The sequence below is a fragment of the Ensifer sp. VA4 genome (assembly GCF_055710065.1).
In genome coordinates, this window is the sequence record NZ_JBVQPO010000011.1 from 118559 (window position 1) to 132228 (window position 13670).

Annotated in this window: 11 protein-coding genes and 1 riboswitch; of the genes, 6 read left to right on the plus strand and 5 right to left on the minus strand. The window is 64.1% G+C overall.

Features of this window, described 5'->3' with window-relative positions; genetic code table 11:
• The first annotated feature begins 73 nt into the window (after positions 1-73).
• Positions 74-574, plus strand: coding sequence for a hypothetical protein (locus AC0C6X_RS20125; RefSeq protein WP_173519692.1), 501 nt, complete (start codon positions 74-76; stop codon positions 572-574).
• Positions 575-616: 42 nt separating this feature from the next.
• Here AC0C6X_RS20125 and AC0C6X_RS20130 read toward each other — a convergent pair whose 3' ends face one another.
• Positions 617-1228 carry a glutathione S-transferase family protein gene (locus AC0C6X_RS20130; protein WP_173519691.1) on the minus strand — a complete coding sequence of 204 codons (612 nt, stop codon included), beginning with the start codon at positions 1226-1228 and terminating at the stop codon, positions 617-619.
• Positions 1229-1322: 94 nt separating this feature from the next.
• Here AC0C6X_RS20130 and AC0C6X_RS20135 point away from each other — a divergent pair, with 94 nt between their 5' ends.
• Positions 1323-2042: a helix-turn-helix transcriptional regulator gene (locus tag AC0C6X_RS20135; protein ID WP_173519690.1), complete on the plus strand. Its 720-nt coding sequence runs from the start codon at positions 1323-1325 to the stop codon at positions 2040-2042.
• A 78-nt stretch (positions 2043-2120) separates the two neighbouring features.
• On the opposite strand, the gene AC0C6X_RS20140 is transcribed toward AC0C6X_RS20135, so the two are convergent.
• Positions 2121-3446, minus strand: coding sequence for a dicarboxylate/amino acid:cation symporter (locus tag AC0C6X_RS20140; protein ID WP_173519689.1), 1326 nt, complete (start codon positions 3444-3446; stop codon positions 2121-2123).
• 228 nt (positions 3447-3674) lie between these two features.
• Here AC0C6X_RS20140 and AC0C6X_RS20145 point away from each other — a divergent pair, with 228 nt between their 5' ends.
• From AC0C6X_RS20145 to AC0C6X_RS20160, 4 genes are all read left to right on the plus strand, one after another.
• Positions 3675-5543 (plus strand): ATP-binding protein, encoded by a 1869-nt coding sequence (locus AC0C6X_RS20145; protein WP_472954787.1) that lies wholly within the window; start codon positions 3675-3677, stop codon positions 5541-5543.
• A 3-nt stretch (positions 5544-5546) separates the two neighbouring features.
• Complete coding sequence (locus AC0C6X_RS20150; protein ID WP_472954789.1) at positions 5547-6911, plus strand: sigma-54-dependent transcriptional regulator; 1365 nt, start codon at positions 5547-5549, stop codon at positions 6909-6911.
• Positions 6912-7007: 96 nt separating this feature from the next.
• A riboswitch (TPP riboswitch) is annotated at positions 7008-7136 on the plus strand.
• 90 nt (positions 7137-7226) lie between these two features.
• Positions 7227-9047, plus strand: a complete 1821-nt coding sequence (gene thiC, locus AC0C6X_RS20155; RefSeq protein WP_173519686.1) for a phosphomethylpyrimidine synthase ThiC — start codon at positions 7227-7229, stop codon at positions 9045-9047.
• Between the two features lie 212 nt (positions 9048-9259).
• The gene (locus AC0C6X_RS20160) at positions 9260-9763 is read left to right on the plus strand and encodes a hypothetical protein (protein ID WP_247959152.1); all 504 of its coding nucleotides are present in this window, start codon (positions 9260-9262) and stop codon (positions 9761-9763) included.
• A 223-nt stretch (positions 9764-9986) separates the two neighbouring features.
• Here AC0C6X_RS20160 and AC0C6X_RS20165 read toward each other — a convergent pair whose 3' ends face one another.
• Genes AC0C6X_RS20165 through AC0C6X_RS20175 form a run of 3 tightly spaced genes read right to left on the minus strand, consistent with a single transcriptional unit; the run spans position 9987 to position 13651 of the window.
• Positions 9987-11237 (minus strand): allantoate amidohydrolase, encoded by a 1251-nt coding sequence (locus AC0C6X_RS20165; protein ID WP_472954792.1) that lies wholly within the window; start codon positions 11235-11237, stop codon positions 9987-9989.
• Between the two features lie 29 nt (positions 11238-11266).
• The gene (locus AC0C6X_RS20170) at positions 11267-12442 is read right to left on the minus strand and encodes a M20 aminoacylase family protein (RefSeq protein WP_173519683.1); all 1176 of its coding nucleotides are present in this window, start codon (positions 12440-12442) and stop codon (positions 11267-11269) included.
• Positions 12443-12445: 3 nt separating this feature from the next.
• A complete protein-coding gene (locus tag AC0C6X_RS20175) occupies positions 12446-13651 on the minus strand; it encodes a diaminopropionate ammonia-lyase (RefSeq protein WP_173519682.1) in 1206 nt (401 codons plus the stop codon).
• Positions 13652-13670: the final 19 nt, after the last annotated feature.

The window sequence follows — 13670 nt, forward strand, 5'->3', positions numbered from 1 at the left end:
CTGACAGCGTTCGGCTAGTGATCCAGACGCCGACTATTGTACTATCGACACCGCTGAACGGAGGATTGCATCCATGCCTCGTTGGTTGTCGCTTGTTGTCATGGCCGCGCTCGCCCCTGGCGTTGCGCGCGCGGACGAGGGTGCATTCCTGAAGTCGTTGGGTGGTAGCTGGGCGGGCGTTGGCGTCGTTCGTATCCGGGCGAACATGTCCCCAATCAACGTTTCCTGCAGCTTCAACTCCGAGGCAACCGGTCTCGCGCTGTCAATGGCCGGTGTCTGCCGGGGGATGCTGCTGATCTCGCGCTCCATCGACGCAAAGCTGCGCTACACGGGTTCGACCTATAGCGGCTCCTATCTCGGCCCCCGCGGCGGGCGCGCCGGGCTCAATGGCCGTCGCCGCGGCGACGCGATCAACCTCACCATCCGTTGGGCCAGGGACGTCAACGGCGACCGCCGGGCCGATCTGACCGTGCGCAAGATCGGCACCAACGGAATGCAGTTGACGACGATTGACGTCGATCCTGCTTCGGGTAAGCACGTGGTGACGAGCGAGATAAACCTCAAACGACAATAGCGGAGGAATGCTACCCTCTCCGCGCGTGGCCATTAAGCGCAGTCAGGCCGCGGCCGCAGTGCGGGTATCGTAGTCGGCGGTCCATTGCAGCGACGGACGCGCGCCACAACGCTCGACCCATGCCTTGACGGCATTGCTGTCCGGTGTCGCTGCAGGATACCAGGCAAAGGGCGAATGCAGCAGCAGGTCTACGGCCGTGTAGTGGTCGCCCATCAGATAGGGGCTATCCTTCAGCGCGCTTTCAAGGCGCTCGGCCATCTGCTTCGGACCGCGGAAGGTGAAATCCAGATAGGGATGGGAAAGCCCCGCTGCCTGCATGATCAGGACGGGCTCGACCACGCCCGCATACCAGGCAAGCCAGCTCAGATACCGGCCGCGTTCCCGGTCGCCTGCAAGCGGCGCCAGCTTCTTTTCCGGGAAGAGATCGGTCAGATACTGGATGATCGCAATGCTTTCCCAAAGCACGACGCCATCATGCACAAGCAGCGGCACCTTGCCCTCCGGGTGCGGATTCTTCGGGTCCTTCCGACCACTGCCGTCTCCGCGGGTGATGTCGACGATCTCGATCTCCACCTTGTCGATGGCGTCGAGTTCGCGAAGCAGCGTGATGATGCGCGACGAGCGCGAGCGCGGGGCGTGAAACAGCGTCAGCATGATGAGGTTCCTTGGTTGCGTTTGCGGATGCGGGTCTTATACAGTCGCCCAACTGCCAGTTTTCGTCAGTAGGCTTCGTCTATCTTCCAAAGCCATGGCCCGTAGTGATCGTCTGTTCCGCCTGCTCCAAGCGCTTCGCACGTTGCCCTCTCCGGTAACGGCCGCTCGCCTTGCCGAGGAAACCGGGGTGTCGATGCGCTCGCTCTATCGCGACATCGACAGCCTGCGGGCCGCCGGCGCCGTGATCGACGGCGAACGCGGTTTCGGCTACCGGCTGACGGAGGACATCGCCTTGCCGCCGCAAACCTTCACGCGACTGGAGATCGAGGCGCTCGTGCTCGGCCTCGCGGAAGTGCAGCACATGGGCGAGCCAGACCTCGCGGCGGCGGCAGCTGCGGTGCTTTCCAAGATAACGGCGACGTTGCCCGACAGGCTGCAGCGCCAAGCGCTCCATGCCGCGTCGCAGGTCTACCGCTTCGAACGCAGGGATCCGCCGGTGGCTGATGTCGGCCTTTTGCGCGAGGCCTGCTGGCAGGAGCGCGCCGTCGTCATCGGCTATGTGGATGCAAACCAGCAGCGAACGGACAGGGAGGTTTTGCCGCTCGCGATCGTCTATCTGGAACGGATGCTGGTGCTGCTCGCCTGGTGCTGCCTGCGCCAGGATTTCCGCAAGTTCCGCATCGACCGCATCGCCGATATCAGGATGACGGACGAGAGTTTCCGTCCGCGCCGGGTGCCGATGCTTCGAGAGTTCATCGCCTACTTGAACGGTGGCGCGCCTGACCGGCCGAAAATGAAACTGGCCGGCCAGTAAACCCAAACGACAACGCGGCCCGTGTTGCCACGAGCCGCGTCCGGACTGCATTTCGCAGTCATGCCTTGGGAGGCAAGCTTATTCGGCGGGCTGAAGCGCCGGCTGCGGAATGGCGACAGGCGCACGGCCGCCGAGCGTCGCGGCCATCTGCGCTTCGTCCAACTCACCTTCCCACTTCGCGACGACGATCGTGGCGACCGCATTGCCGACGAAATTGGTGAGCGCACGGCATTCCGACATGAAGCGGTCGATGCCGAGGATCAGCGCCATGCCGGCGACCGGCACGGCCGGCACGACCGAGAGCGTTGCGGCCAGCGTGATGAAGCCGGCGCCGGTGATGCCGGCGGCACCCTTGGAGCTCAGCATGGCGACGAGCAGCAGCAGTACCTGGTCGCCGAGCGACAGCTGGATATCCATTGCCTGGGCGATGAACAGCGCCGCCAGCGTCATGTAGATATTGGTGCCGTCGAGGTTGAAGGAATAGCCGGTCGGGATGACGAGACCGACGACCGAGCGCTTGCAGCCGGCCTTTTCCATCTTGCTCATCAGCCCCGGCAGTGCAGCCTCCGAGGAAGAGGTACCGAGCACCAGCAGCAGTTCTTCCTTGATGTAGCGGATGAGCGCGAGGATCGAGAAACCGTTGTAGCGAGCGACGGCGCCGAGAACCAGGAACACGAAGAGGAAGGACGTGAGATAGAACGTGCCGATCAGCATCGCCAGGTTGGCAATCGAGGCGACGCCGTATTTGCCGATGGTAAACGCCATGGCGCCGAAGGCGCCGATCGGGGCAGCCTTCATCAGGATGCCGACGAGCTTGAAGACCGGCAGCGTCAGCGCATGCAGGAAGTCGACGACCGGCTCGGCTTTCTTGCCGACCATCGCCAGCGCGAGACCGAAGAGAACGGAGATGAACAGCACCTGCAGGATGTCGCCTTCTGCAAAAGCACCGACCAGCGTCGTCGGGATGATGTTCATCAGGAAGCCGGTGATCGTCTGCTCATGCGCCTTCTCCGCATAGGTCGTCACGGCCTTGACGTCGAGCGAGGCGGGATCGATGTGCATGCCGGAGCCGGGCTGGACGACATTGGCGACGATCAGGCCAATGACCAGTGCCAGCGTCGAGAAAGTCAGGAAGTAGATCATCGCCTTGCCGGCGACGCGACCGACCTTGGCGAGATCGGTCATGCCGGCAATGCCGGTCGCAACCGTCAGGAAGATGACCGGCGCGATGATCATCTTGACGAGGCGGATGAAGGCGTCACCGAGCGGCTTCAGCTCGGTGCCGAGCGACGGATAGAAATGGCCGAGCAGAATGCCGGCCGCGATCGCCGCCAGAACCTGGACGTAGAGATGCCGATAGAAAGGTGTCTTGCCGCGCGGTTCCGCGGATTGGTCGATAATCATGAGATCCTCCACTGGACCCAGTCCGGCGTCATGCCGGGCCTCCCGGGTCAATTTCCGATGCGCGACAGCTCGGGCTGTCATGAGGATGCCATTTGCAACAGACGTGCCAGTTCTCTGCGGATGGAGCCAAGCCGTTGAATCGATGGGAATGTTTTGTGTGTTCGGCCCCAAGCACGCGAACATTTGAGCGGATTTCCGCACAAGCCATCTGGAAATCTGGGCGGATAAATGCACAATCCACCCATGTCCAAACCCTCCGCCGCCCTCGTCGATCTGCAAGATCTCGATCAGCCCATGCGCCGTGCCTGGCTGTTGTTCGCTGGCCTCGCTCTGGCACTCGTCGTCGCCGGCCTTCTCGTTGCGGGCGAATATGGGCGCAAACAGGCGCTCGAAACGGTCGCCGCACAAAGTCGGATCGATGCCAATCTGAAGGCCTCGCTGTTGCGCGCCGTGCTCGAACGCCAGCGCGCCACGCCGCTGGTGCTTGCCGACGACGTCGAGGTGAAGGCGGCACTTTCAACAGGTGACGGCCAGGCGCTGCAGCGACTGAACGAAAAGCTGGAGGCGCTCTCCGCCAACACCGATGCCGCCGTCATCTACGTGATGGGCACCGACGGCGTCGCGCTTGCCGCCAGCAATTGGCAGGAGCCGACGAGTTTCGTCGGCAACGACTACGCGTTTCGCGAATATTTCCGTCTGGCGCTGCGCGACGGCAAGGCCGAGCATTTTGCCATGGGTACGGTCAGCAAACGGCCGGGCCTTTACATTTCGCGGCGGGTGGACAGCCCCGACGGCCCGATCGGCGTCGTCGTCGCCAAGCTGGAATTCGACGACGTCGAGGCGGAATGGCTCGCCTCCGGCAAACCCGTTTATGTGACCGACCGGCGCGGCATCGTGCTGATCACCAGCTTTCCATCCTGGCGCTTCATGACGACCAGAACCATCCCGCAAGACCGTCTCGCGGCCATCCGCGACAGCCTGCAATTCGGCGACGCCTCGCTACTGCCCCTTCCCTTCCGGGACGTCGAAGCGACCAGCGACGGTTCCAGCGAGTTGCGCGCCCTGCTGCCCGGCGACAGCGAGCGACGGTTCCTGCGCGTCGAAACCATGGTTCCGACGACGAGCTGGCGGCTGGAGCAACTGGCGCCGCTGGACGGCGCGCTTGCTGCCGCGACCCGCGAGGCGCGCCTGATCGCGCTGGCGATCATCGTGCCGCTCCTCACTCTTGCCGCCTTCCTCCTGCGCCGGCGCCAGAGGCTCGCGCTGGTTTCCGCGAGGGAACGTGCCGCCCGTGACGAACTGGAGCGCCGCGTGGCGGAGCGTACCCGTGACTTGAGCCTTGCCCGCGACCATCTGGAAACGGAGATCGCCGACCACAGGCGCACCGGCGAGAAACTCCAGGCAGTTCAGCAGGAGCTGGTCCAGGCGAACCGGCTGGCGATCCTCGGCCAGGTGGCCGCCGGCGTCGCCCACGAGATCAACCAGCCGGTCGCCACCATCCGCGCCTATGCCGACAATGCCCGCACCTTCCTCGACCGCGGCCAGCAGGAAACGGCGGTGGAGAACCTCGCGAGCATCGCGGAACTCACCGAAAGGGTCGGCACCATCACCGACGAGCTCCGCAGCTTCGCCCGCAAGGGCCGCTTCGTGGCCGAGCCGACACCGATGCGCGAGGTGGTCGAAGGTGCGCTGATGCTCCTTCGCAGCCGCTTTGCCGGCCGCATGGATGCGATCGTCGTCGACCTGCCGGAAAACGGGCTCAGCGTGTTCGGCAGCCGTATCCGTCTTGAACAGGTCCTGATCAATCTCCTGCAGAACGCGCTCGAAGCGCTCGGCAATCGGACCGACGCCGAAATCCGCGTGCGTTGCGAGAACGGCCCCCCCGGCACCGTTTTGCTTGTCGTTGCCGACAACGGCCCAGGTATCCCGCAGCATATCCGCGAGGATCTGTTCACACCGTTCAACACCTCCAAGGACGAAGGGCTCGGCCTCGGTCTTGCCATCTCCAAGGAGATCGTCGCCGACTATGGCGGCGAGATATCAGTCGAAACCAGCGACAGGGGCACCGTCTTCACGGTCCGCCTGAAAAGGGCCTGAGCGATGCAGCCGACCGTTTACCTCATCGACGACGACAACGATCTGCGCAAGGCGATGAAGCAGACGCTGGAGCTTGCCGGCCTTGCCGTCACCTCGCTTGCAAGTGCCGCCGAAGCGCTGGAGACGCTCGACGCCAATTTCGACGGCATCGTCGTCAGCGATATCCGCATGCCGGGCATCGATGGCCTGGCGTTCCATCGCCGCATCGCCGCCTTCGATGCCGATCTGCCGGTGATCCTGGTCACCGGCCACGGCGATATCCCGATGGCGGTGCAGGCATTGCAGGATGGCGTCTATGACTTCATTCCCAAGCCCTTTGCCGTCGATCGGCTGGTGCAGAGCGTGCGGCGCGCGCTCGAAAAGCGCCGGCTCGTCATGGAGAACCGCGCGTTGAAAAGGGCGGCGGAGACGGCCGGCGACAGCCTGCCGCTGATCGGCCAGACACCGGTCATGGAGCGGCTGCGGCAGACGATCCGGCACATCGCCGACACGGATGTCGACGTGCTCGTCGCCGGCGAAACCGGCAGCGGCAAGGAAGTGGTTGCCACCCTGCTCCACAATTGGAGCCGGCGCCGCAACGGCAACTTCGTCGCGCTGAACTGCGGCGCCCTGCCGGAAACGGTGATCGAAAGCGAACTCTTCGGCCACGAACAGGGTGCCTTCACTGGCGCCTTGAAGAAGCGCGTCGGTCGCATCGAACACGCCAGCGGCGGCACGCTGTTCCTCGACGAGATCGAGGCGATGCCGCCGGCGACCCAGGTCAAGATGCTGCGTGTTCTTGAAGCTCGCGAGATTACGCCGCTCGGCACCAATCAGGTCCGTCCCGTCGATATCCGCGTCATCGCCGCCGCAAAAATTGATCTCGGCGACCCGGCGCAGCGCGGTGACTTTCGCGAAGATCTCTACTTTCGATTGAACGTCGTGACGTTGTCGATCCCGCCGCTGCGCGAACGCCGTGACGACATCCCGCTGCTCTTCTCGCACTTCCTGACCCGGGCAGTCGAGCGCTTCAAGCGTGACATGCCCGTCATCTCACCGACCGTGCAGCAGCACCTGATGACGCACAACTGGCCTGGCAATGTGCGCGAGCTTTCGCATTTTGCCGAACGCGTCGCGCTCGGCGTCGAAGGCCCGTTGGGGCAGCCCGTTGCCTCGGCCGAACAGTCCGGTTTCGCGCTGCCGGAGCGGCTCGAACGCTACGAGGCGGAGATCCTGAAGGAGGCGCTCCGAGCCCAGCGCGGCGACGTCAAGGCGACCATCGAAGCGCTCGGCATTCCGCGCAAGACCTTTTACGACAAGCTCCAGCGCCACGGCATCAACCGCGCCGACTATGCGGAGCGTGGAGGATCGGTGAAGGCCGACCGCTGAGTTCCACGGTAGACTCGATATACCCGCAGTACGCGCAATCGGATCGATAAGCGGATTAACGCTTGACGACCCGTGCCGTTCGATGGCTATCTCTTGGGCATTCACCAGGGGGGTCCCGCAAGGGGCTGAGATTCTGCTGGATGGCCGGCTCGCCGGCTGTGGCGCAGTGACCCGTTGAACCTGATCCAGTTCATACTGGCGTAGGGACGGTGCAGATATCGAAGCCAGGATTCCGTGCGTTCAGCACCTGGCGGCGCGTCTTTCATCCTTCCGGCATCAGAACTGGGTCTCCAATCGCAAACTTGGAGCCTCGTCATGAATATTGCCACAAAGCCCGCAGCCCTCTCGGTCACCCAAGGTCCGCTTCCGGCATCCCGAAAAGTTCACAAGGCCGGCATCCTGCATCCGGATCTCCGCGTGCCGATGCGTGAGATCGCGCTGCACCCGACCTCGGGCGAACCGCCGGTCACGGTCTATGATTCCTCCGGCGCCTATACCGCCGACGATGCCGAAATCCGCATCGAGGAGGGGTTGCCGCGGCTCCGCCGCAACTGGATCGTCGCCCGCGGCGATGTGGAAACCTACGAGGGGCGCACCGTCCGGCCAGAGGACAACGGCTTTGCCAGCGGCGACCGGCTGACGCCGACCTTCCCGTTCCAGCATGCGCCGCTGAAGGCAGTGGCCGGCAAGGCGGTAACCCAGCTTGCCTATGCCCGCGCCGGCATCATCACGCCCGAAATGGAATTCGTGGCGATCCGAGAAAACCTCGGCCGCGATGCGGCGCGCGCGAAAGCGCGCGATGGCGAGAGCTTCGGCGCCCATATCCCCGACCATGTCACACCGGAATTCGTGCGCCAGGAAATCGCCAGCGGCCGGGCGATCCTGCCCGCCAACATCAACCATCCGGAATCCGAGCCGATGATCATCGGCCGGAACTTCCTGGTGAAGATCAACGCCAATATCGGCAACTCCGCCGTCACCTCGTCGATGGCCGAAGAGGTCGAAAAGATGGTCTGGGCGACCCGCTGGGGCGCCGACACGGTCATGGACCTTTCGACCGGCCGCAACATCCACAACATCCGCGAATGGATCATCCGCAATTCGCCGGTTCCGATCGGTACCGTGCCGCTCTATCAGGCGCTGGAAAAGGTCAACGGCATCGCCGAGGACCTGACCTGGGAGGTCTACCGCGACACGCTGATCGAGCAGGCCGAACAGGGCGTCGACTATTTCACCATCCATGCCGGCGTGCGGCTGCATTACATTCCGCTCACCGTCGACCGGGTGACCGGCATCGTCTCGCGCGGCGGCTCGATCATGGCCAAGTGGTGTCTGCATCATCACAAGGAGAGCTTCCTCTACGAGCATTTCGAGGAGATCTGCGACATCTGCCGCGCCTATGACGTCTCCTTCTCGCTCGGTGATGGCTTGCGCCCCGGCTCGATCGCCGACGCCAACGACGCGGCGCAATTCGCCGAACTGGAGACGCTCGGCGAACTCACGAGGATCGCCTGGGCCAAGGATTGTCAGGTGATGATCGAAGGCCCCGGTCACGTGCCGATGCACAAGATCAAGGAAAACATGGACAAGCAGCTCGCCGTCTGCGGCGAGGCGCCGTTCTACACGCTCGGACCGCTGACGACGGATATCGCTCCCGGCTACGACCACATCACCTCCGGCATCGGCGCCGCGATGATCGGCTGGTTCGGCACCGCCATGCTGTGCTACGTCACGCCGAAGGAGCATCTGGGCCTGCCGGACCGCAACGACGTCAAGGTGGGCGTCATCACCTACAAGATCGCCGCCCACGCCGCCGACCTCGCCAAGGGCCATCCCGCCGCGCAGGTGCGCGACGACGCGCTGTCACGCGCCCGCTTCGAGTTCCGCTGGGAAGACCAGTTCAACCTGTCGCTCGACCCGGAGACAGCCCGCAACTTCCACGACGAGACGCTGCCGAAGGAAGCGCACAAGGTGGCGCATTTCTGCTCCATGTGCGGCCCGAAGTTCTGCTCGATGCGGATCTCGCACGACATTCGGGCGGAAGCACAGAAGGAAGGGCTGGAGGCGATGGCCGCCAAGTATCGCGAAGGCGGCGACCTCTATATGCCGGTCGGCGAAGTCGAAGCTGGGAGTTAACGCGCAACACGTCGGGAGGGACGCCTCGCAGTCCCTTCCGACAGCAAGGCGGATGCTGGCCGTGGGCGACTAGCTTGCCCCTGTATCGGTTGAACGATATGTAAGCCTCACGCAAAAGTCGTCGCCAGCGAACCCGTCATTCACGCCAAGCTGCCGTCTGCTGTGGTGCTCTTGCAAGACGACGAAAAAACGCCGCTTACGAGGAGAATGACGTGAGGACACGCCTGCTGAGACTGACGGCCCTGTCGATAGGCGGCTTCGCGGCACTCGCTGGAGATCTGCCACGCCTCAACGACAGCGGAAGTCTTGCCGCGGGCTTTTCCTGGATTTCCGCCGCCCATGCGGACGACACCGATGGCGGCAGCGGGAATAGTGAAAATGGCGCTGATGGCAGCGACCAAGGTGGCGAAAACGTCGAGGGCGGCGGAAGCAACGGCGCAGAGGGTGGCGGCGATTGGGGCACCGGTGACGGCAGCGGCGTAGGCGGCGTGCCCGGTGGTACCGGCGCAGGCGGCGGAGGTGCTGCCGTCATCGACAGCGATAGTCATAGCGAGCGCCACTCATCCTCGCGCGACTCACGGGATTACGGACCAAGCGGCAACGTATGGTACGGCGGCAGCAGTTTCCTCAACCTTTTCCGCCGGACACCGGAAAGGCGCTTCCAACATAGCCAGCCTGAATCGTCTGGCCGGCAGAAGACCGTTCACACGAAATGAGAGCCTTGAAGGCAGGTCAACTTCGTCGCAACGGAGGGGACCTGCGCTACTTCTCGAAACCAGACTCCGGATGTCCGTGTAGGCACGAGTTCTGACGCGCGAGAACCAGCTCAACTGGCGTCACGGCTTTGCATTCGAGAAATGTCTATCCCGATCACGACCTGCCGGAGTGCGGCGTCGGCGCTATGGATACAGAGCATCGTCTTTCTCGCCGCGTATGTTCCTAACGGCCTTTCCAGCCGCTGCCAACCATCCGTTCGACCACATCGAGCAGTACATTGGCGCCGGCGACGAGGTCGGCGGGTTCAGTGTGTTCCCGCGGATTGTGGCTGATACCCTCACGGCTCGGCACGAAGATCATTGCGGCTGGAGAGATGCGTGCGATCATCTGCGCATCATGACCGGCGCCGGAGGTCATGCGCCGGCTCTTCAGGTCGCGCGCCTTCGCCGATGCCTCAATCGCCGCGACAATGTGTTGGTCGAATGCGACCGGCTGGAACCGCGCCAGACGTTCGACGGAAATCTCTACGCCTTCCTCCCTGCCGACACGCGCGAGAAAATCCGAAAGCGCCGCTTCGAGTGCCTGCAGACGGTCCTCGTCCGGGTCGCGCAGGTCGACGGCGAAGACCGCGCGTGACGGGATGACGTTGATCGCGTTCGGTTCGAAGCGCATGGTGCCGATCGTCGCCACGCTCGGCGCATTCGAGCGATCGATCCACTCACGCAGGAACAGGCCGACACGGGCGGCGGCAAGTCCGGCGTCCCGGCGCATCGCCATCGGGGTGGTGCCGGCGTGATTTGCCACACCGTCGATGGTGACCCGCTGCCAGGAAATGCCCTGCAGGTTCTCGACTGCGCCGATCGCCATCCCCTCCCGCTCCAGCACCGGCCCCTGCTCGATATGGAGCTCGACATAGGCATGGGGCTTGAGAAACCCCGGCTCGACAGCGCCGGCATAGCCGATCCGCTCCAGTTCGTCGCTCAGCACCGAACCATCGGTGCCGACGGTTGCCAGTGCGGTCTCGACAGAAAGGCCCCCGGCATAGACGAGTGAGCCGAGCATATCGGGTGCAAAACGCACACCTTCCTCATTGGTGAAGGCTGCCACGACGATCGGCCGGGCCGGCGTCACGCCACGCTCCGTCAAGGTCTCAATCACTTCCAGCGCGGCAAGCACGCCATAGCAGCCGTCATAGATGCCGGCATTGATGACCGTGTCGATATGCGAGCCAAGCATGATGGGTTCTGCGTCAGCACTGCTCGCGTCGCGCCAGACGCCGAAGATGTTGCCGATCCGGTCGATCACGACGTCGAGCCCCGCAGCCTTTATCCAGGCGACGAGGCGGTCGCGGCCCGCCCTGTCGTTGTCGGACCCGGCCAGTCGCGTCAATTGGCCCTGAGGATCGCGACCGATTTCGCCAAGCTCGCGAATGCGCCCGGTCAGGCGCGCGGCGTCGATGGAATACAATGGCATCCTTGTCCTGCTTTCATGCCGTTTTCTGATCAGGGCCGGGTGTCCGCGGGCGCCAGTCGCTGCCGGACGATCTCGGCGTGGTAGCGCGCGCCGAAGATCAGGGCATCGTCGTTGAAGTCGTAACGCGGATTGTGCAGCGGCGCCGACGCCTCACCGTTACCGATGAAGACGAAGCAGCCCGGCACATGCTCAAGAAAGCGCGCGAAGTCTTCCGAACCGGTCATCGGCTCGGCCGCCGTTGCGAGGTTCTCGGAGCCGAACACGGAATCCGCCGCGGCAAAGGCGTGTCCGGTCAGCACCGGATCGTTGATGAGCGGCACGAACTCGCGTGTGTAGTTGACCTCGACTTCGCAGCCATAGGCGTCCGCCGTGCCCTTGGCGATCACGCGCATCTCCGCCTCGATCTTCGCGCTGACCTCCGGCCGGAAGCTGCGGGCATCACCGAGGATCCGGGCGTGGCCGGGCAAGGCATTGCGCGTGCCGTCCGTCAGCAGTTCCGTCACCGAAACGACGCCGATGTCCGTCGGTGACAGGCGGCGCGAGACGATCGTCTGCAGATTGACGACGGTGGCGCAGGCGGCAACAAGCGTCTCGTTGCCCCAATGCGGTCGCGCCGCATGTCCGCCAACCCCGGTCAGCACGATCTCGAAGTTGTCCTCTGCCGACATGATCGCGCCCGCGCGGGTTTCGAAACGGCCGACCGGCAGCCCCGGCATGTTGTGCAGGCCGTAGATCTCGTCAAAGGGGAAGCGTTCCATCAGGCCGTCGTTCAGCATCGCGAGCGCGCCCTTGCCCCACTCCTCCGCCGGCTGGAAGACGAAGCACACGCTTCCGTCGAATCCGCCGTCTTCGGCGAGCATCTTGGCAGCGCCCAGCAGCATCGCCGTGTGGCCGTCATGGCCGCAGGCGTGCATGGTGCCGGGCCGGGTCGAGCGATAGGACAGCTCTCCCTGCTCCGGAATGCGGAGTGCATCCATGTCGGCGCGAAGCGCGATTGCGCGATTGCCGTTGCCGCGCTTCAGCCGGCCAACGACGCCGGTGCCACCGACGCCTTCCACCACCTCGTCGAGCCCGAACTCCCGAAGCTTCGCCGCGACGAAGGATGACGTGCGCTGCTCCTCGAAACCGAACTCCGGATGCGCGTGCAGGTCCTGGCGCCAAGCCCTCATTTCCTCGACAAGCTGATCAAAATCCAGTTCCGCCATGGGTCACCCTCTTTCGTTCGAGTTGTTCGCAACCGCCTCGGGCGGCAATCCGACCAGGGCGGCATAACGCTCGGGGTCCGTCGCCCCCTCGGTATTGATGACGAAAACGCGCGACTGCGCCGTCAATCCGAGCGCTTCGCGCAGTGCCGGATCCCGGGCCACCGCCAGTAGCCCGGCCAGACCAACGCCACCGCTTTCACCGGAAACGATCGCCGGGTCGGCGCCGGCAGGGCGCGCCAGCCTGTTCATGACCGAAACGGCATCCTCTTCGGCGACGGTCATGAAGGCATCGGCCGCGCGCGACAGGATGCGCCAGGCAACGAGCGACGGCTCGTAACATTCGAGCATCGCCATGATCGTCGGTTCGCCATGCGCCACCTTGACGGGATGTCCGGCCTTGGCGCTTTCGTAAAGGCAGGCAGCCCGCGCCGGATCGACGACGACGAAACGCGGACGCTTCGCGCCATAGCGCAGCGCCAGATGTCCCGCCGTGGCGGCGGCAATACCACCGACGCCCGCCTGCACGAAGACATGGGTCGGCGGCCGATCCATTTGCCGAAGTGCTTCGCTGAGGAGCGCCGTGTAACCCTGCATCACCAGACCAGGGATATATTCGTAGCCCGGCCAGGACGTGTCGGAGACCACGGTCCAGCCGTGCGCCTCGCAGACCCGCGCGGCCTCCTCGACGGAATCGTCGTAGGTCCCGGCCACCCGAACGATCTCGGCGCCATAGTGGGCGATCGCTTCTATGCGCTTCTCGCTGACACCGGAATGCACGAAGATCACCGACTTCGCCCTGACGAGCCTGGCGCCCATGGCGACGGAGCGGCCGTGATTACCATCCGTGGCGCAGCCGAAGGTCATGCCGGCGGCAATCGCCCGGACCTCAGGCTGATCGAGATCATCGAGATCGAGGCTACGCCCGAGGCGCCGTTCCGCCTCCTCGATCACCAGGCGTATCACCGCGTAGGAGCCGCCAAGCGCCTTGAAGCTTCCAAGACCCAGGCGATGGCCCTCATCCTTGACGAAGACGCCGGCGACGCCGATCTCACTCGCCAAGGCAGGCAAAGCATGAAGCGGCGTTGGCCGATGATCCGCGCGCCGGGCAAGCTGCTGTTCGACCTTTTCGGCGGCCGCGAGCGACAGCATATCCGCATCTTCAGGCGCAAGATGATGGCCGAAATCGGCATGGGTATTGGCAAGGAACATGGTGCAATCTCCGTAGACC

Excerpts from the sequence above, each read along its gene's own strand:
- AC0C6X_RS20175 (WP_173519682.1), bottom strand. The coding sequence starts at position 13,651 with ATGTTCCTTGCCAATACCCATGCCGATTTCGGCCATCATCTTGCGCCT.
- AC0C6X_RS20170 (WP_173519683.1), bottom strand. The coding sequence starts at position 12,442 with ATGGCGGAACTGGATTTTGATCAGCTTGTCGAGGAAATGAGGGCTTGG.
- AC0C6X_RS20145 (WP_472954787.1), top strand. The coding sequence starts at position 3,675 with ATGCACAATCCACCCATGTCCAAACCCTCCGCCGCCCTCGTCGATCTG.
- AC0C6X_RS20140 (WP_173519689.1), bottom strand. The coding sequence starts at position 3,446 with ATGATTATCGACCAATCCGCGGAACCGCGCGGCAAGACACCTTTCTAT.
- thiC (WP_173519686.1), top strand. The coding sequence starts at position 7,227 with ATGAATATTGCCACAAAGCCCGCAGCCCTCTCGGTCACCCAAGGTCCG.
- AC0C6X_RS20130 (WP_173519691.1), bottom strand. The coding sequence starts at position 1,228 with ATGCTGACGCTGTTTCACGCCCCGCGCTCGCGCTCGTCGCGCATCATC.
- AC0C6X_RS20165 (WP_472954792.1), bottom strand. The coding sequence starts at position 11,237 with ATGCCATTGTATTCCATCGACGCCGCGCGCCTGACCGGGCGCATTCGC.
- AC0C6X_RS20125 (WP_173519692.1), top strand. The coding sequence starts at position 74 with ATGCCTCGTTGGTTGTCGCTTGTTGTCATGGCCGCGCTCGCCCCTGGC.
- AC0C6X_RS20150 (WP_472954789.1), top strand. The coding sequence starts at position 5,547 with ATGCAGCCGACCGTTTACCTCATCGACGACGACAACGATCTGCGCAAG.
- AC0C6X_RS20135 (WP_173519690.1), top strand. The coding sequence starts at position 1,323 with ATGGCCCGTAGTGATCGTCTGTTCCGCCTGCTCCAAGCGCTTCGCACG.